The organism is Corynebacterium gallinarum (assembly GCF_014837045.1).
GTDB lineage: Bacteria > Actinomycetota > Actinomycetes > Mycobacteriales > Mycobacteriaceae > Corynebacterium > Corynebacterium gallinarum.
This window is the reverse complement of the sequence record NZ_JACSPR010000014.1, coordinates 26142-52693: the sequence shown is the minus strand read 5'-3', so window position 1 is coordinate 52693 and position 26552 is coordinate 26142. Positions and strand designations below refer to the sequence as shown.

General features: G+C 62.1%; 23 protein-coding genes and 1 pseudogene. 14 read left to right on the top strand and 10 right to left on the bottom strand.

The annotated features are described in order from the left end of the window. Window positions 1–21: 21 nt before the first annotated feature. Window positions 22–1161: a sensor histidine kinase gene (locus H9627_RS13615; protein ID WP_191734565.1), complete on the bottom strand. Its 1140-nt coding sequence runs from the start codon at window positions 1159–1161 to the stop codon at window positions 22–24. Further along, window positions 1158–1880, bottom strand: a complete 723-nt coding sequence (locus H9627_RS13610) for a response regulator transcription factor (RefSeq protein ID WP_191734564.1) — start codon at window positions 1878–1880, stop codon at window positions 1158–1160. Before H9627_RS13610 ends, H9627_RS13615 begins: the two co-directional genes overlap by 4 nt. 393 nt (window positions 1881–2273) lie before the next feature. On the opposite strand from H9627_RS13610, the gene H9627_RS13605 reads away from it, so the two are divergent. From H9627_RS13605 to ccsB, 6 genes are all read left to right on the top strand, one after another. Beyond that, complete coding sequence (locus H9627_RS13605) at window positions 2274–2849, top strand: CueP family metal-binding protein (RefSeq protein WP_191734563.1); 576 nt, start codon at window positions 2274–2276, stop codon at window positions 2847–2849. 58 nt (window positions 2850–2907) lie between these two features. After that, window positions 2908–4416: a multicopper oxidase family protein gene (locus H9627_RS13600; RefSeq protein WP_191734562.1), complete on the top strand. Its 1509-nt coding sequence runs from the start codon at window positions 2908–2910 to the stop codon at window positions 4414–4416. A 96-nt stretch (window positions 4417–4512) separates the two neighbouring features. Further along, window positions 4513–5127 carry a TlpA family protein disulfide reductase gene (locus H9627_RS13595; RefSeq protein WP_191734561.1) on the top strand — a complete coding sequence of 205 codons (615 nt, stop codon included), beginning with the start codon at window positions 4513–4515 and terminating at the stop codon, window positions 5125–5127. Next, window positions 5124–5939 carry a cytochrome c biogenesis CcdA family protein gene (locus tag H9627_RS13590; RefSeq protein WP_191734560.1) on the top strand — a complete coding sequence of 272 codons (816 nt, stop codon included), beginning with the start codon at window positions 5124–5126 and terminating at the stop codon, window positions 5937–5939. Before H9627_RS13595 ends, H9627_RS13590 begins: the two co-directional genes overlap by 4 nt. Before the next feature lie 89 nt (window positions 5940–6028). Beyond that, the gene (locus H9627_RS13585; RefSeq protein ID WP_225213878.1) at window positions 6029–7708 is read left to right on the top strand and encodes a cytochrome c biogenesis protein ResB; all 1680 of its coding nucleotides are present in this window, start codon (window positions 6029–6031) and stop codon (window positions 7706–7708) included. Window positions 7709–7814: 106 nt separating this feature from the next. Next, window positions 7815–8828, top strand: coding sequence for a c-type cytochrome biogenesis protein CcsB (gene ccsB, locus H9627_RS13580; protein ID WP_191734559.1), 1014 nt, complete (start codon window positions 7815–7817; stop codon window positions 8826–8828). Window positions 8829–9236: 408 nt separating this feature from the next. Here ccsB and H9627_RS13575 read toward each other — a convergent pair whose 3' ends face one another. Next, window positions 9237–9983 carry a M23 family metallopeptidase gene (locus H9627_RS13575; RefSeq protein WP_191734558.1) on the bottom strand — a complete coding sequence of 249 codons (747 nt, stop codon included), beginning with the start codon at window positions 9981–9983 and terminating at the stop codon, window positions 9237–9239. Window positions 9984–10691: 708 nt separating this feature from the next. Here H9627_RS13575 and H9627_RS13570 point away from each other — a divergent pair. The 4 genes from H9627_RS13570 to H9627_RS13555 all read left to right on the top strand — a co-directional run bounded on the left by H9627_RS13570 (window position 10692) and on the right by H9627_RS13555 (window position 14195). Beyond that, window positions 10692–10901, top strand: a complete 210-nt coding sequence (locus H9627_RS13570) for a heavy-metal-associated domain-containing protein (RefSeq protein ID WP_131386720.1) — start codon at window positions 10692–10694, stop codon at window positions 10899–10901. A 194-nt stretch (window positions 10902–11095) separates the two neighbouring features. Continuing rightward, the gene (locus H9627_RS13565; RefSeq protein WP_191734557.1) at window positions 11096–13450 is read left to right on the top strand and encodes a heavy metal translocating P-type ATPase; all 2355 of its coding nucleotides are present in this window, start codon (window positions 11096–11098) and stop codon (window positions 13448–13450) included. Window positions 13451–13482: 32 nt separating this feature from the next. Then, window positions 13483–13755 (top strand): hypothetical protein, encoded by a 273-nt coding sequence (locus H9627_RS13560; protein WP_191734556.1) that lies wholly within the window; start codon window positions 13483–13485, stop codon window positions 13753–13755. A 95-nt stretch (window positions 13756–13850) separates the two neighbouring features. After that, on the top strand, window positions 13851–14195 hold the full coding sequence (locus H9627_RS13555; RefSeq protein ID WP_225213877.1) for a metal-sensitive transcriptional regulator: 345 nt from the start codon (window positions 13851–13853) through the stop codon (window positions 14193–14195). Between the two features lie 182 nt (window positions 14196–14377). On the opposite strand, the gene pdxS is transcribed toward H9627_RS13555, so the two are convergent. From pdxS to H9627_RS13520, 7 genes and pseudogenes are all read right to left on the bottom strand, one after another. Then, window positions 14378–15274 (bottom strand): pyridoxal 5'-phosphate synthase lyase subunit PdxS, encoded by an 897-nt coding sequence (gene pdxS, locus H9627_RS13550; RefSeq protein WP_191734555.1) that lies wholly within the window; start codon window positions 15272–15274, stop codon window positions 14378–14380. Window positions 15275–15777: 503 nt separating this feature from the next. Next, window positions 15778–16499, bottom strand: a pseudogene (locus tag H9627_RS13545) (IS6 family transposase). Between the two features lie 307 nt (window positions 16500–16806). Next, on the bottom strand, window positions 16807–17457 hold the full coding sequence (locus H9627_RS13540; RefSeq protein ID WP_191734554.1) for a vitamin K epoxide reductase family protein: 651 nt from the start codon (window positions 17455–17457) through the stop codon (window positions 16807–16809). Between the two features lie 9 nt (window positions 17458–17466). After that, window positions 17467–18174 carry a DsbA family protein gene (locus tag H9627_RS13535; RefSeq protein WP_015453104.1) on the bottom strand — a complete coding sequence of 236 codons (708 nt, stop codon included), beginning with the start codon at window positions 18172–18174 and terminating at the stop codon, window positions 17467–17469. A 101-nt stretch (window positions 18175–18275) separates the two neighbouring features. After that, window positions 18276–18608, bottom strand: coding sequence for an ArsR/SmtB family transcription factor (locus H9627_RS13530; RefSeq protein ID WP_191734553.1), 333 nt, complete (start codon window positions 18606–18608; stop codon window positions 18276–18278). Between the two features lie 146 nt (window positions 18609–18754). Continuing rightward, window positions 18755–19546 carry a M23 family metallopeptidase gene (locus tag H9627_RS13525; RefSeq protein ID WP_018297431.1) on the bottom strand — a complete coding sequence of 264 codons (792 nt, stop codon included), beginning with the start codon at window positions 19544–19546 and terminating at the stop codon, window positions 18755–18757. Window positions 19547–19892: 346 nt separating this feature from the next. Then, on the bottom strand, window positions 19893–22049 hold the full coding sequence (locus H9627_RS13520) for a bifunctional copper resistance protein CopD/cytochrome c oxidase assembly protein (RefSeq protein WP_191734574.1): 2157 nt from the start codon (window positions 22047–22049) through the stop codon (window positions 19893–19895). 258 nt (window positions 22050–22307) lie between these two features. Between H9627_RS13520 and H9627_RS13515 the strand changes: the two genes are divergently transcribed. The 4 genes from H9627_RS13515 (at window position 22308) to H9627_RS13500 (ending at window position 26504) form a co-directional block, all read left to right on the top strand. Then, window positions 22308–22892, top strand: a complete 585-nt coding sequence (locus H9627_RS13515) for a copper resistance CopC family protein (protein ID WP_191734552.1) — start codon at window positions 22308–22310, stop codon at window positions 22890–22892. Between the two features lie 176 nt (window positions 22893–23068). Further along, the gene (gene cmtR, locus H9627_RS13510; RefSeq protein WP_011896442.1) at window positions 23069–23434 is read left to right on the top strand and encodes a Cd(II)/Pb(II)-sensing metalloregulatory transcriptional regulator CmtR; all 366 of its coding nucleotides are present in this window, start codon (window positions 23069–23071) and stop codon (window positions 23432–23434) included. After that, entirely contained in the window at window positions 23431–25401 is a 1971-nt protein-coding gene (locus tag H9627_RS13505) for a heavy metal translocating P-type ATPase (protein WP_191734551.1), read from the top strand. Before cmtR ends, H9627_RS13505 begins: the two co-directional genes overlap by 4 nt. Before the next feature lie 62 nt (window positions 25402–25463). Then, a complete protein-coding gene (locus tag H9627_RS13500; protein ID WP_191734550.1) occupies window positions 25464–26504 on the top strand; it encodes an SURF1 family cytochrome oxidase biogenesis protein in 1041 nt (346 codons plus the stop codon). Window positions 26505–26552: the final 48 nt, after the last annotated feature.

Genomic DNA, 26552 nt, shown 5'->3' with positions numbered 1-26552 from the left:
TGGGCTAGGGGTTGAGAGTTTTCATGCCCCAGGTAAGACGGAATGGCCATGAGCAGAACCCCCTGATGGTGGAGAAAGTGGGAGACGGATGGTGAGTGTGGTCCCGGTACCAGGCCCGGCGGACGCAGCAGTCAGGGTGCCACCGTGGGTTTCGACTAATGCCTTGGAAATCGTGAGACCAATCCCAGAACCACCGTTGTCACGATTGCGGGCAGCGTCACCGCGGTAAAAGCGTTCGAAGATGTGCCCCAGCTGGTCGCTGGTCAACCCTTCCCCGTTGTCCGTCACATCAATCAGCACGGTTTCCGAACCTTGTCGACGGGCGCTGATCATGACCTGACCACCTGCGGGAGTGTGACGCAGTGCATTGGACAATAGATTGCCCATGACCTGGCCGAAACGTTGGCGGTCCACGAACACGAAAACGGGCGCTGTGACAGGAACCACCTGCAGGCTCACCCCTTTGAGCGCGTAGGCCTCCTGTGCCGCGATTGCGCTGGCATGGATAAGCTCACCCAGGGGTTGTTCGGCACGGTCTAATTCAATGCGGTCTTCCTGGGCGCGGGAGACATCATCGAGGTCCTCGATCAATCGGGTGAGGCGTTGCAGTTGTTCCCCCATCACCTGCTGCGTGGTGGCATTCCAGTCCACGATCTCATCTTGTAGACCATCGAGGTAAACGCTAAGGACGGATACGGGTGTGCTCATTTCGTGTGCAAGATCGGATAAGAGTTGGCGACGCACCTCTTCGGTATGTGCGAGCCGGTCAGCCATGGTGTTAAACGCCACGGCCAGGGTTGTCACCTCTGGGCCGGCATTACCGGTAGGGACTTTAACGTCATAATTTCCCCCCGCGACCGCAGTCGCAGCCCTGGTCAGACCACGCAGGGGTGCTCGGATCTTGTGGGCCAGCCAGAAGCTGGCCAACAGCGCAGACACGAAGGCAATCGGCACCGCCACGGCCAGGGTGATCAGCCCAGCATCCTGGTAGGCCTGCTCAACATGGCGCAGCTCATCCGCGCGATCAGCCATCAACAGGTGATCATGAAACAGTGGTGGACCCACCAATGATGCCACGGCCACTGCTGACAACAGGCTGATGACCACAACCACAGCCTGGGCCACAAGAAACCGGAGGGTCAGATTCGCTCCGTGTGTCATGCCCGCCCCATGCGGTAGCCAACACCACGAACCGTATCGATATATCCAAGCCCCGCTCCGCTTGTATCCAGCTTGCGCCGCAGATTACCGATATGGACATCAATGATGCGTTCATCTCCGATCCAGGAGGTATCCCAGACATCAGTGATGAGTTCCTGACGGGTCAGAACCTGACCAGGATGGGTGACTAGGGCTACCAGGACCGCAAATTCCGTGAGTGTGAGAGGTACCGGGGCATCGTTGACTCGAACTTCATGGGCGCTTAGGTCAACAACAAGATCCCCAAACACCCAGGTGGAGGTCATCCCGGTACCCGTGGTGGCAACGCGGGGTCGACGCAGAACCGCACGGATTCGGGTAACCAATTCCCGGATACTAAATGGTTTGGTGATGTAGTCATCTGCACCCGTGGTCAATCCGGCAATTTTGTCATCCTCGTTGTTTCGGGCAGTGAGCATGAGAATATAGCAATCCGAGAATTCCCTGATTCGCCGGCAGACCTCCATTCCATCCAACTCCGGCAGGCCCAGATCCAGTACCACCACATCTGGTGCCCACGCCCGTGCCTGTTCAACCGCCGCCGGACCAGTATGAGCCTGGGTGACATCAAAGCCAGCCCGCACCAGATAACTCTCGATCATCTGAGCCAGGGGTTGCTCATCGTCGACGACCAACACCCTACCGACCGGGTCCTGGGGTGTTCTAGTGTGCTCACTCATAGCTCCCAGTATCTCCCCAACACCTGCCCGGAAGAGACCCGAAAACCCTGATCAGGGAAATCTTTGCCAAATCTTTAAATACCGATGTGTAAGTTGCCGACGACGGACTCCCTTACCCACGGTGGTCACAGGCACTGGGATAAGAGTAAAAGGTGCTCCCACCATAGGTTCACCCACCGCAGCGGCCACTTCCCGTGGATCCCACCCCAGTCAACATCAAGCTACACATGAGGAGGATGTGGTGACAACGACCACTTCTATGAACAGATATCCCTCCATTTTTACCGACTGAGCAGGGTTTTTAGTTTTTCACCGGGTAGAGATCCGTGTTAGAAATGCCAGGTATCACCGCCACAGAGGACGGTGTGGAGCACTTGCCTTTAGGAGATGGATATGAAACGAGCTGCGATTATTCTCGCCGCCCTCAGCCTGGTGTTGGCCGGATGTACAACCACCGACTCTGACTCCGCAGTGGCTGACCAGACCAGGGATCAGGATCTTCTGGTTTCCCAAGGTCTGGCAGGCATGGACGCCAGAGACATCATTGACGAACTTGATCAACAGGCTCTCGCCGATCGCCCCACTGATCTCATCGCCTCGGTACGCACCGATCAACTCATCCTCTCGGATCAGTCCCAGGAAGTGGCCTTGGACCTGCCGGAGAATCTGACCTACGTATCCATAGCCCCCTACCTGAACCAGACGCATGACTGCTTCTATCACAGTCTGACCACCTGTCGGGGCGAACTGGGCAATGAGCAGATCAAGGTAAAGATCACAGATGAGGCCTCCGGAGAGGTTCTGGTGAACGAAGAGACCACCACCTTCGATAACGGGTTTGTCGGCTTCTGGCTCCCAGATAATGCCGAAGGACTCATTGAGATCAACCACGGGGGCCACACCGGAGCTGTTGACTTCAGTACCACCGACGACGGTGCCACCTGTGTCACGGACCTGCGTCTGACCTGATATTCAGTCTGGATGTTCCTTTTGTTTCTCTGAGCTTGGCAATAAGAAAGTTTGAATTATGACTAGTAACTTTTCCCGGCGACAGTTCTTGCTCGGCGGGCTTGTTCTCGCTGGCACAGGCGCGTTGGCCGCCTGCGGTGGCAACACTGGCACAGCCCCTGCCACCACTTCCCCATCCCGTGGCCCGTACCCAACACCAACGAACTTGGCGCAACCCTCAGTACACAAGAAATTAACAGCCCGACCCATGTCGATCGATATCGGTGGCATCGAGGCAAAAACCTGGGGGTACAACGCCGATACCGGTGAACCCGCCATCGAAACCACCGCAGGGGATGTCCTCCAGGTCGACATCACCAACGAACTTCCCGAATCCACCTCCATCCACTGGCATGGTATTGCCCTGCATCACGCGGCCGACGGTGTTCCCGGAATGACCCAATCCCCGATTGAACCGGGCGAGACGTTTAGTTATCTTTTTGAAACCCCACACGGGGGCACCTACTTCTACCATTCCCACAGTGGCCTGCAACTCGACCGTGGCCTGCATGCTCCGTTGATCGTCCGTGATCCGGAAGACGCAGACGACCAGGATGTCGAATGGACCATCGTGCTTGATGACTGGGTCGACGGTATCGACGGCAGCACCCCCGAGGACCAGCTGAGCATGCTGACGGGGATGAACATGGGCGGCCACGGGGACATGGATATGGGTGACCATGGCGGGATGGCTATGGGTGGTGAGGGGGGCATGATGGCCCACGGCACCCCTGACCCCGTTCTGGGCGGTGATGCCGGTGATGTTATGTATCCGCACTACCTCATCAACGGCCGGATCCCCCGGGCACACCGCACGTTCAACGCCCGACCGGGGGATAAAGCCCGCCTCCGGTTCATCAATGCAGGCGGTGACACCATCTTCAAAGTCGCCCTCGGTGGACACCGCATGACCGTCACCCATATCGACGGTTTCCCTGTCCGCCCCCGCGACATCGAATCGTTCTACCTCTCGATGGGCGAGCGCGTGGACGTGGAGGTGGTCCTGGGCGATGGTGTGTTCCCCCTGACTGCGCTAGCCGCCGGCAAGGATGACCGGGCCTTCGCCGTGGTCCGGACCTCCGGGGGCCAGGCCCCCGCACCAGAGACCACCTTCCCCGAGCTCAACGCTACCGGCACCTTCCTGACGTCCTTTGAACCCGCGGATCGTGCACTCATGCCGGAGGGCAAACCAGACCGAGAAGTCAGCATCGACCTGAGCGGACAGATGATGCCGTACGAATGGGGCATCCTCACCAACGGCCAGTCCTCCCCGGGCACCGTGCAGGAAGGCCAGCGCCTGCGGATGGTCATGCGCAACAGGACCATGATGCCCCACCCCATGCACATCCACGGCCACACGTGGTCTCTACCCGGCAGCGGTGGACTGCGCAAAGACACCGTCCTGCTCCGCCACGGAGAAACCGTGATCGCTGATCTGATCGCCAATAACCCCGGTGAGTGGGCATTTCACTGCCACAACGCCTACCACATGGAAACCGGAATGATCAGCTCGCTTCGCTACGAGTAGTCCTACACCACGGCCCTATTAGATGATGCACTGATTCTGCGGAATCGCCAGATCATCGGATTCTTTCCTCTTGTCCTGGAAAAGGAGACCTTGTCCATGTCGAAAATTCGCCCCCGCATTATCACCGCCATGCTTGCCCTGCTCACCACCCTGACGGTTACAGCATGTTCTTCCGGAGAAGGCGCACAAAATGCTGTCGCTCTCGGGGGCACCTTCCAGTTCCACTCCCCCGGTGGACAAACTGAGATTTTCTACGACGAAGAGCAACGCGCCCCCCTGCCGAACTTTTCCGGGCCATCATTGATGGAGGAAGGTGAAGAAATCAACCTGTCCGATTTTGACAGCGAGGTAGTAGTCCTCAACGCCTGGGGACAATGGTGTGCCCCTTGCCGCGCAGAAGTCGATGATCTCCAAATTGTCCAGGAAACTCTCGAACCACTCGGTGGCACCGTGCTGGGCATTAACGTCCGCGACTATAACCAAACCATCGCCCAGGACTTTATCCTCGACAATGGCGTGACCTACCCCTCGATCTATGACCCACCCTTCCGCACCGCTGCGTCTTTGGGTGGAATACCCACTTCTGTGGTCCCAACGACCATTATTCTGGACCGAGAGCACCGCCCGGCTGCGGTGTTCCTGCGTGAAGTCGATGCCGACGACATCCTCGACGTGGCATTGCCGTTAGCTGAAAAGGCACCTCAATCATGACTATTGATGTGATGGCCCAGTTGTCCATCGGCCAGCAGTTCGCCGATGTTGCAGCCTCTGGTCCCCTGATGCTCGGGATCTTTGCTGCTGCAGCCGCCGGTCTTATTTCTTTTGCTTCCCCCTGTGTAGTGCCTCTGGTGCCTGGTTATATGTCCTATCTGGCAAGTGTGGTGGGCGGTGAGGTGGAATACGACTCCGAACACGGTGCCGTGGTGACCAAGAAACGTCAGTGGGCCGTGGCTGGCGCAGCCGGATTATTCATCCTTGGCTTCACAGTTGTTTTCGTGCTGGCCACCGTCACCGTATTCGGGGCAATCAGCCTACTCACACTCAATGCCGACACCCTCATGCGCATTGGTGGGGTGATCACCATACTCATGGGTTTGGCGTTTATGGGGATGGTTCCCGCCTTGCAACGCGACACCAGGATGGCTCCCAAGAAGTGGTCGACCTGGCTGGGCGCTCCGCTGCTCGGTGGGGTCTTTGCCCTGGGTTGGACCCCGTGTCTTGGCCCAACACTTGCTGCAATCATCTCTGTTTCCGCAGGCACCGAGGGAATGACCGCTGCCCGCGGGGTCATCCTCATCATCGGTTACTGCCTGGGTCTGGGTTTGCCGTTTCTGCTGATGGCGTTTGGCTCTGCCAAGGCCATGCGCACCTTTGGTTGGTTAGGCAAGCACTCCCGGAAGATTCAGATTTTCGGCGGGGTGTTGATGGTCCTGGTCGGTGTCGCCCTCACTAGCGGTGCCTGGGCCTACTTCATCAACTGGGCTCGCCAGTGGACCGTGGAATACGGTGCAACCCTGATCTAACACCGCAACGACAGGCCCATTACACATCTCCCATCTGCCCCACCCACCACCGTGGTAGGTCGGGGCGGCTGCTTGGCAGAGGAACACTCATGATCACCCTGATGCGCACCCTCTGGACGTATCTCAAAAAGGCTTGGCACTGGTTAACCAGCATGCGCACCGCGCTGGCACTGCTGTTTGTACTGGCTATCGCGGCAATTCCTGGCACTGTGCTACCCCAGCGCAGCCTCAACGCAGGAAATGTTGCCGACTATATTGCCAACAACGGCCAACTCGCTGAGATCTACGACCAACTTCAGCTCTTCGATGTTTTCGAATCCACCTGGTTCAATTCTATCTTCATGCTCTTGACGCTTTCTCTGATCGGCTGCATTCTGCCCCGATCCTGGGAACACTACAAAGCACTGAAAACCCCGCCAACCCGTGCACCAAAACGCCTGGAACGACTTCCATTCCACGCTACCGGCACCATCGACAAGCCCATGGACCAGGTCACTCGCGATGCACGCCAGCTACTCAAGCGGTGGAAAGTTGCTGACTACCAGCCGAACCAAGACCGGGCTGGGAAATTCTCCCTTTCAGCAGAGCGAGGATACGCCCGCGAACTGGCGAACCTGGTGTTTCATCTCAGTCTCGTTGGCATGCTGGCTACGATCGCAGCTGGAAAAATGATCTACTACGAGGGCATGGTCATCATCGTCACCGAATCCGGCAACTACGAGACCCCTCCGATCGACCAAAGCACCGAGTTCTGCAACACCTCCACCGCCAACTTCGATTCTTTCCGCGCCGGTCCAGTATTCGATGGAACCGGATTGAACACCTTCTGCTTTGATGCCCACGACTTCTCCGCCGATTATCTACGTAACGGCCAGGCGGAGATGTTTACCTCCAACATCTCCTACGCCGTTGGCGAGCACATCCTCCGGCCCAAGGAAGAATGGACCGATTATCAACTACAGGTCAACCACCCGCTGCGACTGGCAGGTGACCGCGTATATCTGATGGGCCACGGGTACGCACCAACATTCACCGTGACCTGGCCCAACGGCGAAACCCGCACCCAAACCATCCAATTTGGCCCCGAAGACCCAACCTTCTTTCTTTCCTCCGGAGCGATGCGCTTTGATCCACCGGCCGGGATGTACCCCGAGATTTATGAACGCCGCCAACAGCAGATTGCCATCCAAGGCCTCTTTGCCCCCACCGCAGCCTGGGGCGGGGACAACGGTGAATTACTGACATCAGCCTTCCCTGCCATGCGTGATCCCGCAGTAGCGATCGATATCTACCGTGGAGATGCTGGCTTGGATACCGGTCGGGCCCAGTCCATCTTTGAACTCGACCCCACACTGATTGCCAGCGGGCAGTTACAGAAAATCGAGCGGGTCAACCTTGAACAAGGCAGTGACGTGACCCTCGATGACGGCACCACCATCACGTTCGATGGTGCCAGTGAATTCGCCAACTTCCAGATCAGCTACGACCCCTTCCAACCGTGGGTCCTGGTGACCACAGCGACCATGCTCATCTCGTTGGTCAGCTCCCTGTTGATCAAGCGTCGTCGTATCTGGATACGTCTGTATCCCGGCCCCACAGACAACACCACCACCATGGAGATCGCCGGTCTGGCACGAACCGATAACGCCGGTGGTGGTCGGGAGTTCGACAAACTCCACCGCGCACTATTCAACCTGCCCGACCCCGATGATGTGGCGGAGCAAACCGAGGATGACTCCTGGTTTGCCCAGTCCGCGTCCAGAAACTGATCCTTCATCTATCCACCGAGAACGGCGCACCCTCTCATGACTTGAACCGACCTTGACTTTCCCGTAGATCCACATCCAATGTTCTGCAAAAGGAATCCACATCCCCATGCCGGTTAATCAAACCTTGTCCACATTCTCCGACACCGCCTTCCAGACAGCGTTCGTCATCTACCTACTAGCCTTGGTGCTCTCACTGATCTACTACGTGAAGCTTCAGGGAGTCATCGACGCCCACCGCGCACGGGAAAAAATGACAGCAAAAGCACTGGTCTCCTCCGCTGGAGACAACCAAGAGGTGGAGACAGCCAGCGGTGTGGACATCGAGGCCCTCAGCGAAGAAGAATTCACCAAGAAGAGGAACGCCACCGACAAGTTCGGTGGCATGACCCAGGGGCTGGTGTACCTCGGGGCTGTCGTTCACCTGGCATCGGTGATCCTTCGTGGACTGGCCACCGACCGTTTCCCACTGGGAAATATGTACGAGTACATCTCCATGATCTGTGTGCTGTCGGTGATATCCGCTTCGATTGTGATCCAGCGAAAGGAATGGCGCAGTTTTTGGCCGTGGTTGTTGTTGCCCATTCTGGTACTGCTCTTCTTCGGTGGCACCAACCTGTACTCGGTGTCCGCACCAGTGGTCCCGGCACTACAGTCCTACTGGCTTCCCATCCATGTCTCCACCGTCTCGCTCGGTGCGGCGATCGGTATAGTTTCCGGTATCGCTTCCCTGCTGTATCTCCTGCGGATCAAGCAGCCCCAGGGTGAAGAGCGCGGTTTCTTCGGTGCGGTGGCGAAACCCCTGCCCCATGCACAGAAGCTTGATGGGCTGGCGTATAAATCGGCCATCATCACTCTGCCGGTTCTCGGCCTGGGGATTGTTCTCGGGGCGATCTGGGCAGAAGCCGCGTGGGGTCGGTTCTGGGGTTGGGACCCAAAGGAAACAGCCTCCTTCATCTCCTGGATCCTGTATGCCGCTTATCTACATGCCCGGGCCACGGCAGGTTGGCGTGATCACAAGGCCGCGTGGATCAATATCCTGGCGCTGGCTGTGATGATCTTCAACCTGTTCTTCATCAACCTGGTGGTGTCTGGTCTGCATTCCTACGCTGGACTGAACTAACCCAAGGTTCCTCCCCCCTGCCGAGGATCACCCAGCGGACACTAGACGCTGCGCCCCTGCGGGGTGGAGACCACCAGTCCACATCCGCGCAAGCAAACCAACTGATTCGACATCACCTGCTTGAAGACATCCAACTGCCGTGCCAGCTCAAACGGTCGAGCCGGCTCGTGTCATCGAGCAAGCAAATTCCGGCCCGGGTGTCATCGGACAAGGCGTGGCCCATCCGGGACAAGGCGGAGATGTGCGGCAGGGTCACCGTAGTCATAACGATAGGAAGTACACGGTTGCCTGTACTAAACCTCGAAACACCCAGCGCATTAACCCACGATAAACGGGAGCATGTTCGACGCCTCAACCACAGACGCAGTCAGAGGGCCGGGGCCGGGTTTTCTCCCCGGTGGGGTGGGTTTAGAAGGTGATGCCGTGCTGAGCAAACCAGGGGGCGGGGTCGACGGCACCACTGCCGGACGGGTAGAGCTCAAAATGCAGGTGGGAACCGGTAGAAAATCCTCGGCTACCCATGCCGGCGATCTTCTGGCCGGCGGTGACCTGCTGACCCACGCTGACGTCAAGGGTTTCCATGTGGCCGTAGACGGCAATAGAGCCATCGTCGTGCTGGATGCGGATCCACTGGCCGAAACCGGAGGCCGGGCCGGAGTCGATGACGGTGCCTCCCATCGCTGCGAGAATGGGGGTACCCACGACATTGGCGATGTCAATGCCTTGGTGGAGGCTGCCCCAGCGCATACCGAAATCGGAAGTGAAGATACCCTCGGCCGGCTTCACCACGGAGGGAATACGGGCCACACGATCAGCCTCGGCACGTTCGGCGGCGTACTCCACCGCCTTGTCCAGCTGCTCGTCGACGTTGGCTACCGGCTTATACTCCGGGATCGTCAAGATCTGCGGTGCCACCTGTGCCGCATCAAAGGATAGGACAGTGTCATTGGCCACCAGCTCCACATCGACGGAGGCGACCTCCGACGATACCGGGGCTTCATCCTGGGCCTGCAGTGTGGCCGCGGTGGCCCCACCGATACCGGCCGAGGAGACCGCACTGGCGGCCACGGCCACCAGTGCCACGCGCCCCTTGGTCTGCGAGGTGGTGATCTTGCGATGTTTTCCTCGGGGAGCCCGCTGAGCCGTCAGTCGCATTGAATCTTCTTCCGTCGTTTCCCTATGCGGGATTGTGATCATAGCGTTATCGTTTCGAGATGACAATAGCACTTCAATTGCAGATGCCCCACCCCGACAACCCCTCTGTCCGCGCATTCCCCAGGGAAAACACGCGGGCCCTGACCCTCAGCGGGCACGAGTTTCCACTCCCCGCGACACGTGCACGAGCCTGGCGACCGGGCTTCCGCACCCGGAGACAACCCCAGGTGACACTCGGAAATGGCTGGTCACAGCCCGCAGAGGGCGGGCCCATCCCCAGGGAAGTAGGGGCAGGTATTGGGGCCGCCCCTCCAGCGCCACAGCCGCGGGATGGAGAATGGATTTCTTCATGAAATCTTCATGGTTCAACCCCCGAGTCCCGCCGGGAGGCCCCTAGGGTCGAGAGTGTGGTCAAGCTGGCTCGACCGGCTTTTCCGGATCGACGCGAGATAGGGAGCACAGCATGACCCATCACGCACGCACCATGCCGGACACCACCCGAAAGACCTGAGCCCGAGCGACAAGGAGACACTGACCGGAAGGCATCACAGCGTGTTTCGAGTGCACCCAGACCCTGCACTTGCCCTGATTGCCCACCTCCTTGATTTATACCCCCCATGGGTATAAATTGGAGGATAGTCGAAGGGGTGCCCCAGCACTGACGCCACTTCGCCACCTCCGGCCCCACCCCCCTGAAAGGACATTCACATGGCAACCGTCACCAAGAACTACATGGTCAAAGGTATGACCTGCGGACACTGCAAGTCTTCCGTCGAGGAAGAGGTCCGCGAGGTGGTAGGCGTGAACTCCGTGGAAGCGAACCCCGGCACCGGCCGCGTGGAGGTAACCGGAGAGAACTTCACTGACGAGGATGTCACCGCCGCCATCAAGGAGGCCGGCTACACCCTCAAGCCCTAGTTCCCACCCCCAGGGCCCGGCCGCCGCACTGCGTCACAGCGGGGCCGGGCCCGTTTTCATCCACAGATTCGCGGACATCACCCACCCTTGCTTTATACCCCCAAGGGGTATATGGTTAGGGTTATGGAAGGCGGGGATTGCCGCCCGCACCGGACAATAATTACCGATGCACTCTCCCTGAGGACTGATAAGTGATGACCCAGACTCAACCAGCGGTCGACCTGCTCCAGGTCGACCTCGGCGTGACCGGCATGACGTGCACCTCGTGTTCGTCGCGGGTGGAACGCAAACTCAACAAGCTTGACGGTGTGGAGGCGACCGTCAACTTCGCCACCGAATCGGCCTCCGTGCGCTATGACCCGGCGAAAGTCGACCCTGACAACCTCATCGAGACCGTTAAGGCCACCGGTTACGGTGCCTTCACCATGTCAGGTGCCACGGACGATAGCGGCGACAGTACGGACGACGCCGCGACAGTGGCTTCAGGTTCCAGCGGTGCCCGGAGTCAGGTCGACACCGCCCGCGAGCATGAGGCCGCTGACCTGAAGAATCGCCTGATCATCTCCGCACTGCTCACGGTGCCAATCGTCCTGCTGAGCATGATTCCCGCATTGCAGTTCACCAACTGGCAGTGGGCTGTCCTTACCATGACCACCCCGGTGTTTTTCTGGGGCGGTGCCCCCTTCCACCGGGCCACCCTGGTTAACCTGCGCCACGGCGCGACCACCATGGACACGCTCATCACGCTCGGCACAGGGGCGGCCTACCTGTGGTCGTTGTGGGCCCTGTTCATCGGTAATGCCGGCCATCCTGGCATGACGATGGAGATTCACCTGCTGCCGACAAACTCCACCATGGACGAGATCTATCTGGAGACCGCGGCAGTGGTGATCTCCTTCCTGCTGCTGGGTCGCTGGTTTGAGACCAAGGCCAAGGGCCAGTCCTCCGCGGCGCTGCGCAAGCTACTCGACATGGGTGCCAAGGACGCCGCGGTCATCCGCGACGGCGCGGAGGTCCGCGTCCCGGTGGGCCAGCTCAAGATTGGTGATGTCTTCGTCGTCCGCCCAGGTGAGAAGATTGCCACCGACGGTCGTGTCACTGAGGGCTCCTCGGCCGTGGATGAATCCATGCTCACCGGTGAGTCCGTGCCGGTGGAGGTCACCGCAGGTTCCAAGGTCACCGGTGCCACCCTGAATACTTCAGGGCGGTTGCTGGTGGAGGTCACCCGCACCGGTGCCGACACCACGCTGTCGCAGATGGCCAAGCTAGTCACCGAGGCCCAGGCGAAGAAGGCCCCGGTGCAGCGCCTGGTCGACCGGATCTCTGCGGTCTTCGTGCCCGTGGTCATCGTCATCTCGATCCTCACGCTGTTGACCCACGTCTTCCTCCTCGACGCCGGACTGGCGACGGCCTTCACCGCCGCGGTCGCGGTGCTGATCATCGCCTGCCCGTGTGCCCTGGGTCTGGCCACCCCGACCGCCCTGCTGGTGGGTACGGGCCGTGGTGCCGAGCTGGGTCTGCTGATCAAGGGCCCCGAGGTGCTGGAGTCGACCAAGAAGGTGGACACCATTGTCATGGACAAGACCGGCACCGTGACCACCGGCGTCATGTCTGTCACGGGCGTCACCGTTGCCGACGGATTTGACCGTAACGATGTTCTGACCAAGGCCGCCGCCGTCGAGTTCGCCTCCGAACACCCCATCGCCCAAGCCATCGCCCGGGAAGGCGGACGCACCCAAACCCTGCCCGAGGTGACCGACTTCGCCAACACCGCCGGCCGGGGAGTCACCGGCAGGGTGGAAGGCCACAGCGTGACCGTCGGACGCCCCGCCGGTGAACTGACCGGACCCCTGCAGGACGCCTTCACTCACGCCCAAACCCTGGGTGGCACCCCGGTAGTCGTTCAGATCAACGGCCGCAACGCCGGGGTGATCACCGTGCGGGACACCGCCAAACCGACCTCCGCCGCCGCGGTGGCCGGCCTGAAGGAGCTGGGCCTGACCCCGATGCTGCTCACCGGTGACAACGCCGGCGCCGCGAAGGCGGTAGCCGCCGAGGTCGGCATCGACCCGGCCCAGGTCATCGCCGAGGTCATGCCGGAGGACAAGGTCCGAGTCATCGAGAGGCTGCAGAAGCAGGGCAAGAACGTCGCCATGGTCGGCGACGGCATCAACGACGCCGCCGCACTCGCCCAGGCTGACCTGGGCCTGGCCATGGGGGCAGGCACAGATGTAGCCATCGAGGCATCGGACATCACCCTGATGAACAGCGACCTGCGCTCCGCGGTCGACGCGATCCGGCTGTCACGTCGCACACTCGGCACCATCAAGGGCAACCTGTTCTGGGCCTTCGCCTACAACGTCGCCCTGATTCCGGTTGCCGCCATCGGCCTGCTCAACCCCATTCTCGCCGGTATCGCGATGGCGTTTTCCTCCGTGTTCGTCGTGTCCAATTCCCTGCGGTTGCGCGGTTTCACGTCTAGTCACGGTGCGACAGCCCCCGCACCGACCACGACTGAGTCGGCCACTAGGCAGCCGGTCAACGCCTAATCCACGCCCCCTACTCATAAGGACGCTCACCCATGTCTGACTCCTCCTGCGGCTGCGGCCACTCTAAGAACCTCCAAGAATCCACCCCGGAGGTCCTGACCCTGACTACCACCCCAACAAACGCAGAGAACACTACCGGCGAGACGGCCGAAAGCCCCGTCATGGTCGGCACCCTCCTCGTCAAGGCCGCCGCAGAAACCAAGGGCCTTTACCGGGACTATGAAGGCCAGCGTTACTGGCTCTGCTGCCCCGGCTGCAGACCAAAGTTTGACGCCCACCCCGTCCAGCACGCCCACGCAGGCTGATATCAACCGACCATCCAGCAGGATAACGTAAACGGGGCGTGGTGACCTGGAGCTCACCACGTCCCGGCCCACCCCTTTTTAGCAAGGAAACCACCATGGATGCCCTCACCCCTAATCAGACCGTTCCCACCGACGACGCGGCGGGCACCTGCTACCCCACCCACGGCTACATCAACGACAAGGACCGCTACCTTGCCCGACTCAAGCGCATCGAAGGACAGGTCCGGGGAATACACCGCATGGTCGACGAGGAGCAGTACTGCATCGACATCCTCACCCAGGTCTCCGCGGTCAACTCCGCCCTGCGCAACGTCGCCCTGGGCCTGCTCGATGACCACATGAGGCACTGCGTGCGCGATGCCGCCCAGTCGGGAGGCGAGGCTGCAGACGCGAAATTTCAGGAAGTCACCGATGCCATCGCCCGTTTCGCCCGCTCCTAACCACAATGGCAACCGAACCAGGCGAACGAGCTACTCGCCACGACCGCTCATCACACATATAGGCGTCCGGAGTTACCGAGACAGAACAATTCAACCCGCATTCCTTCGCAGGTAGCCGAAACCCGCCTGTCCGTCGGGCAGGCGGGTTGTAAGGCTCAGTTTTCGATGCAAGTTAGGTGGGGCTACCAGCCGCGTTCGGAGAGGCGGTGCGGGACCGGGATGTCGTCGACGTTGATGCCCACCATGGCCTCGCCCAGACCACGGGAGACATCGGCGACGATGGCCGGGTCCTCGTAGTTCTGGGTGGCCCTGACGATGGCGCGGGCACGCTGCTCCGGATTGCCGGACTTGAAGATGCCGGAGCCGACGAACACGCCGTCAGCACCCAGCTGCATCATCATGGCGGCATCCGCCGGGGTGGCGATGCCGCCGGCGGTGAACAGCGGCACCGGCAGCTTCCCTTCGCGGGCGACCTCGACGACCAGTTCGTAGGGGGCCTGCAGCTCCTTGGCGGCGACGAAGAGCTCGTCCTCGGCCATGGAGGTCAGGCGGTTGGTCTCCGCGCGGATGGTGCGGATGTGGGTGACGGCGTTGGAGACGTCACCGGTGCCGGCCTCCCCCTTGGAGCGGATCATCGCCGCACCCTCGTTGATGCGGCGCAGGGCCTCACCGAGGTTGGTGGCGCCACAGACGAAGGGCACGTCGAAGGCGAACTTGTCGATGTGGTGGGTGTAGTCGGCCGGGGTGAGCACCTCGGACTCGTCGATGAAATCGACGCCGAGGGACTGGAGCACCTGGGCCTCGACGAAGTGGCCGATGCGGACCTTCGCCATGACCGGGATCGACACGGTGGCGATGATGCCGTCGATCATGTCCGGGTCGGACATGCGGGAGACCCCGCCCTGGGCGCGGATGTCGGCCGGCACCCGCTTGAGCGCCATGACGGCGGTGGCTCCGGCGTCCTCGGCGATCTTCGCCTGCTCGGGGGTGACGACGTCCATGATGACGCCGCCCTTGAACTGGTCCGCCAGGCCGCGACGCACACGATCGGAGGCGGAGAAAGATGTATGGCTGGTCATGGTGTGGCCTCCTTAGTCGAGTCCCCTCGGTAGCACAGCTGTTAAGGGGACCTGGTTGTGAACCTGATTGACTGTAGCCGGTGAGTCCTCACCACCCCGCGAACACATGGTCCTGGCGTCTAGGGAAGAAACAAGCACCCCGCTGCCGTTAGACCTCTTCTTTTTCGCAGTTCAAGGGGTGCACCCCTGCGAACATGCCACGGCCCTGACGGCCCTTCTGCTGAAGCGGACTGTGTGAAGTTTTGATGAAGATCCGGCTCCCAGGCGTCCACCCTGAACGAGAATGGTTAGCCTCGGGGCCACGCCCGATCGATGCGATCTCAGGAGGATCTATGACCACCACCGCCATGGTCACCACCCACCCCAACCCCACCGATGACCTGGACGTCGACAAGCTCACCGAAGCCATCGACGCCGCTTTGGCCGGTGCTGTTGCAAAGTTGGGGGGAGAGCCGCGAAGACTCAGTTTCTCATTCCCTGATGGCCGCTGCGTGTGGGCGTTCTCAGGCCGTCTCGAAGACCTGGTTGACGATCACCGCGTCCGGGTTCGGTTGCCCGTGAGGTCAAACATCGTGCCTTGCCCTTTCCGTGAATCGAGTGCATCGCTTCCATCCCTTTCAACGTCCGATATGCAGATGTCCGGTTCTTAAACGCGCCTTTCGGCCCGAGGATCCGCTTCAGCCGACCATGGTCGCCTTCCAGGATGTTGTTGAGGTATTTCACCTGCCGGTGTTCCACTGTTGGCGGGCAGATTCCCTCTGACTTCAACTCGGCGATTGCCCTGGCTAGGGAGGGTGCCTTATCTGTATTAATCACCCGCGGGGACCCGGCTGACGCATTGGATCTGAGGGCCTTGGCCAGGAAACGCTTCGCTGCGGCCACGTTCCGCTTCGGAGAGAGGTAAAAATCCAGGGTATGCCCACCAGCGGTGACCGCCAGATCAGAGATAGCACCACCTGCCGCCGACCCGGATATAGGTCTCATCCACCCGCCAGGAACTGGCCTGCCAATCAGGTACCTGCCGGTACCACCGTGTTTGCTTGTCCAACTCAGGGCCGTATTTCTGGACCCAGCGGTGAGAATCGTGGTGTGATCAACCGGCACGCCCCGCTGAAGTCATCATTTCCTCCAGATCTTAGGTCAGCTCACCCCGTAGCGGCAGTGACCTGCGCACTGCCCACAGAATGATGTCACGGGGGAAATGACGACCCGAGAAGATACCCATGGCTGTGATTATTTCACGTCGCTCTTCCTACTGCCCCAACTTTGCAACAGCACCTTCCCGACCTCCACCTTGCCGCCGTGGCTGCTTCAGGCCCTGGAACAGGATCTTCGTCTATCCCCGGAGGTCATCAATGAACTCAGCCAGGACGAGGCCCAGCAGCTGCTCGTCCAACACTGGACAAAGCCCCAGGGCTCAGGCGACACCACCGTCACCGGGTCTGCTGGTGGGGATCGTCAGTGCTGCCGACAGGCAGCTGCGCGAGCCCCGGGCTGTCGGTAGAGGCGTGAAAAACCACAGTGCATGAGCGTCAAAGGGTGGTGAAATCGGAGTAGAAGCTGAAAAACACCGAGGCCGCCACAGCGACGTACACCACGGCGATCAGGGTGCCTGCCCACTGGGAGGCAAACCGCACCACAGCAGAGGAGGCGGGGAAGAGGCCGTGGGCGAGGTTGCGTACTGTGAGCAGGATAAACAGCGGGACCATCATCGCCCACACCACCATGCAGTACAGGCACAAAATATGGATGACGAACAGCGCCTGGTACCACAGCCAGATGATGAACAGCAGGCCCACGGTCACACCCGCCTGCAAACCTCCCCAGTACCAGTCGGAGAAGCGTGCCCGCGACAGCATGGCCATCGCGGTGGTGATGACCACGGCGAAGGCGACGATGCCGATCAACGGGTTGGGGAAGCCGAAGAGTTCGGACTGCCAGGTGCCCATCACTTTTCCGCAGGAGACCAGGGCGTTGATGTCACAGGTGGTGACATGCTCGGCGTCCTCGTAGAGGGCCAGGCGTTCAAGCACCAGGATACCGGAGGCCACCCAGCCGATCACGCCGGTGACCAGCAGGATGAGGGAGAAAGGACGCTGGCGGGCAAAGACCGGCAGGAAGGTGTCGTCGTTCGTCTCGGTCACAAGAACCTCATTGTCGTCGGCGGGGGCTGGGTGCATCATGGATTCGGATTAGTCGGCGGCGGCCGCGTCGACCTCGGCCCGGAACTGCTCCAGGGAGTCCGGGGTCAGGAGCTGACCGTCGAGAAAGAAGGTCGGGGTGCCGCGCACACCCAGGGCCGTGCCGTCAGCCACATCGAGTCGGACCCGTTCCTCGGTGGCCGGATCGGCCACAGCGGCGTCAAAGGCGGCCATGTCTAGACCCAGGTCCTCGGCGAAGCCGCGGAAGACCGCACTGTTGTCCTCGGCGGACTCACCCCACTCAGACTGGGTCTCAAACATCCGCTGGTACATCGCTTCGTACTGGCCCTGCTGGGCGGCAGCCTCCACAGCCACGGCAGCGGGCATGGAGTTGCGGTGACCCGGCAGCGGGAAGTAACGGTTGACGAAGGTGACGGTGTCGGAGTACTCCGCACGAAGTTCCTCCACGAAGGGGTAAGCCGCCCGGCAGGCCTCACACTCGAAGTCGAGGAACTCCACCAGCACGGCCTTCTCGTTCGGCGCCTGGGACAGCACCCGACTGTTGTCCCGGACCACCTGCCCCGCATCACTGGTCACGGTTTCCGGGGCGGGCGCAGAAGCGGAGTCGGATCGGCCGAGGAAAAAGGCGACGATCCCGGCGATGACGACGATTGCCAATAACGCCCAGACAATGATCTGGGCTTTTCTCCAATTCCCGGAGGGCCGGGTGGAGGTGGTGCGGTTGGTGGGGGTGCTCACGAAGGGTCCGTTCTATCGCTGGTGGAAATTAAGGGATGTCCAGGCCGTGGGCCCCGGGGGACCCGGCACGGTGGCGACGAAGTCCTCCAGGACCGAGGCGGTCATGAGCAGGTGCATCCGTCCGGCGAACAACAGGCCGGATCGATGGTGACCACCAACTCCAGTAACTCACCGAGGGCGTGACCCAGTTGGGGGTCAGCCAGGGAATACCAGACGTGGCGCCCCTCCGGGGTGGAGGCCACCAGCCCGCATCCGCGCAGACAGGCCAACTGATTCGACATCACCTGTTTGGAGACATCCAACTGCCGGGCCAGGTCCGAGGGTCGGGCGGGCCCGTGGCGCAGGGCCAACAGGATCCCGGTCCGGGTGTCATCGGACAGGGCATGGCCTACCCGGGACAACGCCGAGGTGTGAGTGACGGTCACCGTGCTCATAATCGTAGACAGTACACAATCCCCTGTACTACTCCTCGGTGCCCTCGGCGGAGGAGTGTGAGATGACCGGGAGCATGTTTACATCCGGACCACAGGCGCTGGCCTGAGGGTCAGGACCGGGTTTTCTCCCGGGTGGGGGGGGAAGGTTAGAAGGTGATGCCGTGCTGGGCGAACCAGGGGGCGGGGTCGACGGCGCCGCTGCCGGTCGGGTAGAGCTCAAAATGCAGGTGGGAACCGGTGGAGAAACCTCGGTTGCCCATGCCGGCGATCTTCTGGCCGGCGGTGACCTGCTCACCCACGCTGACATCGAGGGTTTCCATGTGGCCGTAGACGGCAATGGAGCCGTCATCGTGCTGGATGCGGATCCACTGGCCGAAACCGGAAGCCGGACCGGAGTCAATGACGGTGCCGCCCATGGCCGCAAGAATTGGGGTGCCCACGACGTTGGCGATGTCTAGTCCTGCGTGGAGGCTGCCCCAGCGCATACCGAAACCGGAGGTGAAGGTGCCTTCAGTGGGTTTGACCACGGATGAGGCGTTGGCCAGGCGTTCTGCCTCAATGCGTTCTGCTTCCAGACGTGCGGCCTCAGCGCGGGCGGCCTCGGTGCGCTCGGCGGCGTACTCAACCGCCTTGTCCAACTGCTCGTTGATATTGGTTACCGGCTTATACTCTGAGATCGTCAGGATCTGCGGGGCCGTCTCCGTCGTGTCCGGGGGCAGCGCGGTGTCATTGGTGGCCAACTGCACGCCACCGACAGTGTCCTGCGGGGAGATCGAGGCTTCAGCCTGGGTCTGCAGCGTGGCGGCGGCGGCACCCCCGATACCCGCGGACGAGACCGCTCCCGTGGCCACGGCCACCAAGGCTACGCGGCTCTTGGTTTGCGAGGTGGGGATCTTGCGGTGTTTTCCTCCGGCTGATCGCTGGGCCTTCAGGAGCATGAATCTTCTTCCGTCGTTGTCCGTTGTCCCGCCACACTCGATCTCACCGTTGTACTCGTTAGAGACGAAATTGTGACTGTTCCGTTACCTGATGGAGGTGACGTTAACCTCTCATCCCCACCGAAGTCACCTCCGGAGTCCATTTAGTGATCTATTTCATAGTTTCCTCGGCTCCTAGTCGGAGAGGGGTCTGTGATGGGCGGGCGGGATCACCAGGGGAAAGGCCTGTCTCGGGCTTGTCGCTGAGCTCGTCGAGGCATGGGCCATGGCCGCGGGAGCCCGGGAGGAGGTCACGCGACCAGTTCCTCGCTGGCCCCGTGAGGGGCCGGCGGTGAGACCGGGGTGGTTAAGGCTGGTCGGTTGTCCGGGTGCCGTGGTCGGACGTGGGGGTCTTACCGTCCGCGGTGGGGCCGAGGAATGCGGTGTGGTTTTCGTTCTCGGCGTTGCTACCGGTGGTGGTCTTTTCCTCGTTGCCCGTGGTTTTCCCGACCGTGCCCGGCCATTGGCCGATGAGCAGGAGGGCGACGACGGCCAGTGGGACCACACCTGTGGCCCAGGCCAGGACGGCGGTGCGTTGGTCGGCGAGCAGATCGAGCTCCCAGGGCAGGAGCAGGGAGCGGTAGAACTCCTCGCCCAGAATCGTGTCCAGGCGCAGGAGATAGACCCCGACGAGCAGGTGGACAGGCAGGGAGGCAACCAGCCACCCCAGGCGGATGGTGGCCGGGCGCCGGCGCGGGATCGGGTCGGGTCCGAGCATCCCCCAGACGTAGAAGCAACCGGAGACCAGGAGCACGGCGTTCATGATCAGCTGCCCCGCGTACTTGGAGATCAGCAGCTCATAAAGCGGGATGAACAGGTACATGACGTAGAAGAACACCAGGAACTGCAGGGTGTTGACCACCGGATGGGTGATCACCCCCACCAACCGGCTGCGGGTGAAGGCGCGCACCCAGTCGTGGATATTCGGCCTACCCGGGGCCCCCGGGGCGAAGGCGGTCATCAGCAGGGTCAGCGGGGCACCCATCACCAGGAAGATGGGGATGACCAGCGACAAGATGATGTGACCGACCATGTGCACCGAGAAGACCGCGGGCATATTCAGCCCGATCCCGGAACTCATCGTCACCAGCAGGGTCACACATCCGGCCAACCACCAGGCGGTGGGGGTACTCGACCAGGTGTGACCTGCCTGGCGGGTGCGCCACACAGCGGCCAGATAGCCGACGGCCAGCAGCAGGGCGAGGGCACCAAACAGCAGGTCAAAGCGCCACATGCCCCACACGTTGAGGATGGTGGGCTTCTCGGACAGCTCGTAGCCGAGCTTGGTGACCATCTGCGAGAGGTTCGGGATGCGCGGTGGGGGCGGCGGGGTGCGCCCCATGGTGATGGCGATACCGGTGACCGCCGCCATGACAAGCACCTCGACGATGGCGACCTGGCGGAACAGTCGGCGATCAGCGGGGTTGGCCTGCACCTGCGGAATGACCCACGCCCGGTGGATCCACCCGAAGACACCGAGGATGATCACGCCGATGGTCTTGGCCACGATGATTAACCCGTACCGGGTGGTCAACAGATCCGTCAGCTCGATGCGGATGGCGGCGTTGACCAGCCCGGACACGGCCATGACGATGATGGAGACCAGGGCGATTGTCGAGTAGCGGCGCAGCGCAATATCCAGGTCAGGTCCCAGGCGACGCCCGTGGGCGAGCAGGGCCATGAGTCCGCCGACCCACAGGACTAAGAAGACCAGGTGCCACAGGTAGGAGTTGGTGCCGTGGTCGTGGTTACCGCCCGAGGAGGAATGCCCTGTCAGGCCCAGGGGGATGATCATGAGGATTGACCCGAGGAGCAACAGTGGTTGGGTGATCCACGCCCGGCTCATCAGGCCCGTACCACCGGTGACCAGGGCAATAAGCGCGACGATCAGCCACACCTGGGCCATGGCCACCTGCTCGACGGCCACCGTCAGGGTCTCCACGCCCAGTGTCTGGGCCAGGGGGGTGCCGGAGACATCTGAGAGCACCAGCGGGATCATCAACAACGCGATCAGTCCGAAGCAGATGGCCGCGACCGCACCGGTACGCGAGGCCAGGTGCCCGTCCACACTCAACGAGGCCTGGTGCAGGCGGTCGTGATCACCGCCGGGCAACCGTGGGGAGATGAGGAAAGCAGCGAACAGGAAAGAACCGGCCGACAGGGCAGCGAGCATCCAACCGACCGCACGGAAAAACGGCAACCCGAAGGTGGTCGCGATGCCCGGGTTGGGGATCCCCAGGGCCGCGAGGGATTCACCGAGGAAGCTGTAGGCAACCGTCCCGCCGATGGCACCGGCGACGGCGAAAAAGAGCAGGTACAACGGCCACGTGGGGCGCACCCGCTCCTGAGGCCGGCTCCCGATGGTGGGGGTCGTCCCTGTGGTCGTATCCGTGGCAGTGGGGGTGTCATTTACCGGGTGGGTCATCTGTGTCCATTTCGCCGTCCATGCCGCCTCCGCTCTCATGGTGTGCTCGGAAGCGGGCGTGAGGTTCACCCTAATGGGGCCTGCGGGTGTTCTTGTACATTACCCAGGGACCGGTCTCTTCCCCGGTTCGCACCCTGCAGGGGTGCACCGACCTGGGAAGAACAACACCCGGTGAAGGCGCCGTGGCCGGGAACTTTCCTCCCGCCTGTTCCGACTAGTGTCTTGGTACCTCCCGCAGGCAGGTGTCTTAGTCGCTCACATCCGGTTGAAAAACCGGCCCGGTCCAGGAGGACTTTCGTGCTCATCTCCCCCATGCTCCCTCGTCGTGTGCTGGCTACTGCTGCGGCGGTCGGTGCCCTGACCGTCGTAGCCACCCCGGTTGCCCTCGCGCATGACTCCGTGATCGGCGGCAATCCCGCGGACGGTGACGTGGTCGAAGAATTTCCGCGCAGCATCGAGCTGGAATTCTCCGGGCTGCCCCAGGAGGGTTTCAGCACCGTGGCCATCACCGACCAGGACTCCGGTGATCTCCTGTTCAGTGGTGAGCCGACCATCGACGGCCGACTGGTGACCCTTGATCTACCTGCGGATGTCAGCGGCGGGCCAGGTGACTACACCGTCGGCTTCCAGATCCTCTCCTCCGACGGCCACGCCACCCGCAGCGCGACCACTTTCACCGTCGCCGGTGACGCCCAAACGACCGCCACCCCCACGGGCGCCGACGCCAAGCCTGTGGAGGAGACCACAGCTGTCGAGAACACCGCCGAGGGGGACACCTCCATAGTCAGTAATCCGATAGTCCTGACCCTCGCGGGGTTGGCCCTCTTCGGCGTCATCGCCGGGGCCATCGTGCTGGCTGTCCGGAGCCGTGACAGGCGTTAGGGAGCAGAAGACTCCCGCTACATCCTGAGCGCCGGTGTGCCATGCCGCGGGTCAATCTCCCTCCAGGCTGACGCGGTTTCAGGACCCCACCTCCCACCTGACGTTCGTCGGACATCCAGGGGCGACCACCCTAGGGACAATTGCAGACTAATCAGTCCCCACTGTATAGTCAGTGCATGCTGACTATTGCTTCTCGTCTTGATGTGATGAATCGCCTGGGCCGTGCCATGGCCGATCCCACCCGGTCCCGGATCCTGTTGTCCCTACTCGAATCCCCCGGGTATCCGGCCCAACTGGCCGAAACGCTGGGGTTGACCCGGACGAATGTCTCCAACCACCTGGCCTGTCTACGCGACTGCGGGATTGTAGTCGCCGAGCCGGAGGGGCGGCGTACCCGCTACGAGATCGTCGACGCACACCTGGCCCGCGCGCTCAATGCCCTGGTAGAGATCACCCTCGCCGTTGATGAGGATGCCCCCTGCCTAGACCCTGCCTGTCCGGTCGCCGGCTGTTGCGATACAGAAGGAGGCCAGCAGTCATGACGTCTGCCTGTGGTTGTGAACCATCTGCACCGATGGCCAGAGAAGAGGAGCACACGCCCTGGTGGCGTGATCGGGCTATCCTCCTTCCTGTGGCCTCCGGTGTATCGTTGCTGGTTGGTCTGATCCTTGAGTGGTTCGTCCCCAATGCCGGGATGATCGCCCTCGTCTTATTCTGGGCCTCCCTGTTGTTGGGTGCCTCCCAGTTCGTTCCTGGGGCGCTGAAGGGGTTGTTTACCCGGGGAAAACTGGGTATCGGGTTGCTGATGACGATCAGCGCCACCGGTGCCGTCCTGCTCGGGTTCATCGAGGAGGCCGCCGCCCTGGCCTTCCTCTACTCCATCGCAGAGGCGCTGGAAGATAAGGCGATGGACAAGGCCCGCTCGGGCCTGCGGTCCCTGCTTGCTCTGATCCCCTCGACCGCGACCATCATCTCCCACGGGGTGACCCGCAGTGTGGCGGTCGAGGAGCTGGTCCCCGGGGACGTGTTGCGCCTGGCGGCCGGGGAACGCTTGGCCACCGACGGGATCATCCGGTCCGGGCACAGCAGCCTGGATGTTTCGGCGATCACCGGGGAATCCATCCCCGTCGAAGTCGGCCCCGGTGATGCGGTGCTGGCCGGGTCGATCAACACCACCGGGGCTCTCGAGGTCGAGGCCACCGCCGGCGGGACGGACAATTCCCTGACCACCGTGGTCGCCCTGGTGGAACAGGCCCAGCACGATAAGGGCCAACGGGCCCGGATCGCCGACCGCCTGGCCCGTCCCCTGGTGCCCGGTGTCCTCATCCTCGCCATCCTCGTCGCCGTCATCGGGTCCTGGCTGGGGGATCCGGGCGTATGGATTGAGCGTGCCCTGGTCGTGCTGGTCGCGGCGTCGCCGTGTGCGCTGGCGATCTCGGTGCCGGTCACGGTCGTCTCTGCGATCGGGGCGGCCAGCAAGTTCGGGGTGGTCATCAAGTCCGGCGCCGCCTTCGAGCACCTCGGTGGTATCCGGCATCTGGCCCTGGACAAGACCGGCACCCTGACCCGCAACCGGCCCACCGTCGTAGATGTGCTCACCACTGGTGGAGCCACCCGGGCGGATGTCCTCGGTTGGGCCGCGGCGCTGGAGGCTCACAGCACCCACCCGTTGGCTGCCGCCATTACCGCCGCTACACCGCAGGCCCCGGCCGCCCAGCAGGTCGACGAAGCCGCCGGGCAGGGCATCACCGGACTTATTGACGGAGCGCAGATCGCCGTGGGCAGCCCCCGCTGGCTGTCCCCCGGCCCCTTGGCCGGTCAGGTCGAGGACCTGGAAAAACAAGGCATGACCGTGGTCGTCATCCACCGCGATGGCCAGCCCGTGGGGGCGATCGGGGTGCGCGATGAACTCCGCCCCGAGGTCCCCGAGGTCATCCGGACGCTCACCGATGAGGGTTTCGGGGTCACCATGCTCACCGGCGACAACAGCCGCACCGCCGCTGCGCTGGCCCGGGAGACCGGCATCACGGACGTGCGGGCCGAGCTACGCCCGGAGGACAAGGCCACCGCCGTGGCCGGACTGGGGACCCGCGGCCCGGTGGCGATGATCGGTGACGGCATCAACGACGCGCCCGCCCTGGCCCGAGCCGATATCGGTATCGCCATGGGTGCCAAGGGCTCGGATGCGGCGATCGAGTCTGCGGATGTGGCGTTTACCGGCGATGACCTGCGCCTGATCCCCAGGGCTCTGCGCCACGCCCGCCGGGGCCGGGCGATCATCAACCAGAACATTGTGCTGTCCCTGGCGATCATCATCGTCCTGTTGCCGCTGGCGATCACTGGTGTGTTGGGACTAGCTGCGGTTGTCTTGGTCCACGAGGTGGCCGAGGTCATCGTCATCGCCAACGGCCTGCGGGCCGCCCGCACCCAGCATCTTGACCTGAAGCCCGTCGAGGCGACCACGGTCACCGCCGACGAGGATGCGTACGGAAGGTCCCGGGTCTCGTAGTGCTTTCCCCATGAGCACCCTGCGACAGGATGTACTTTCCACCGGACGGGGCAGTAGACTTCATGGCTGTGAGCAGCACACATGAACGCAGGTACGGTCGGGCCCCGCAGAAGAAGGGCTGGCGGACCTTCCTCCGGCCCGGCTGGGTGTTCGGTGTCCTTGCCATCATCGCTTTCTCCTACGTCGCCTTTACCTTTCTGGCGCCGTGGCAGCTGAGCAGGGATAGCACTATCGTCGAGCGCAACGAGCAGATCGAAGCCGCCTTCGAGGTCGAGCTCGTCCCCGCCGAGGAGATCTTTGACGCCCAGGGCAGTATCGAGCCCGGGGAGGAATGGGCCCGGGTGATCCTTCAGGGCCACTACCTGTCCGAGGATGAGGTGCTGATGCGCAACCGTCCGGTCGACTCCTCCCCTGCCTTCCATGCCTTGACTCCCTTCCAGCTGAACTCCGGTGAGATCATCCTGGTCAACCGGGGTTTCAACCCGCCGCTTGAGGGCGGTGTCCCACCGATGGATACTGCGCCAGCCGGTGAGCAGTCCATCGTCGGCCACGCCCGATTCACCGAGCAGACACCGATGTCCCCCCCGATCGAGGACCAGGGCTACCGCCAGGTCTACGGCATCAACACCGCGCAGATTTCCGAGGTGATCGGCATGGACCTGGCGGAGGACTATGTGCAGCTGGCCGAGGGGCAGGCCGGGGAGATCAACGCCATCCCGGTGCCCATGCTCGACCGCGGTTCGCACCTGTCTTACGCCTTCCAGTGGATCGCCTTCGGCATCATGGCCCCGCTCGGCCTGGGGTATTTTATCTGGGCGGAGCTGAAGGAACGCCGCCGTGTGCGCCGCGAGGAGGCCGAGCTGGCCGACGGATCCGCATCCTCGCAGCAGACCGGGGACTCTCAGGACGAAGAGACAGATTCCGACCCGGTGGGCGCCCTCCGCACCATTCACCCGGAAAATGACACCCAGGGTCTCGCCCATGCCCAAGCCACTACTTCCGCATCCTCTGGTGCCCGTGCACGCATGTTGCACGACCGTTACGGCGACAGCCAGCCGAACCACTCCCGGAAATTCACCAACCGCCGGCACGAGCGGTTCTAACCGCAGCCTTCCGCACCCACGTTGCGGCCCGCTCGATGTCTATACGGA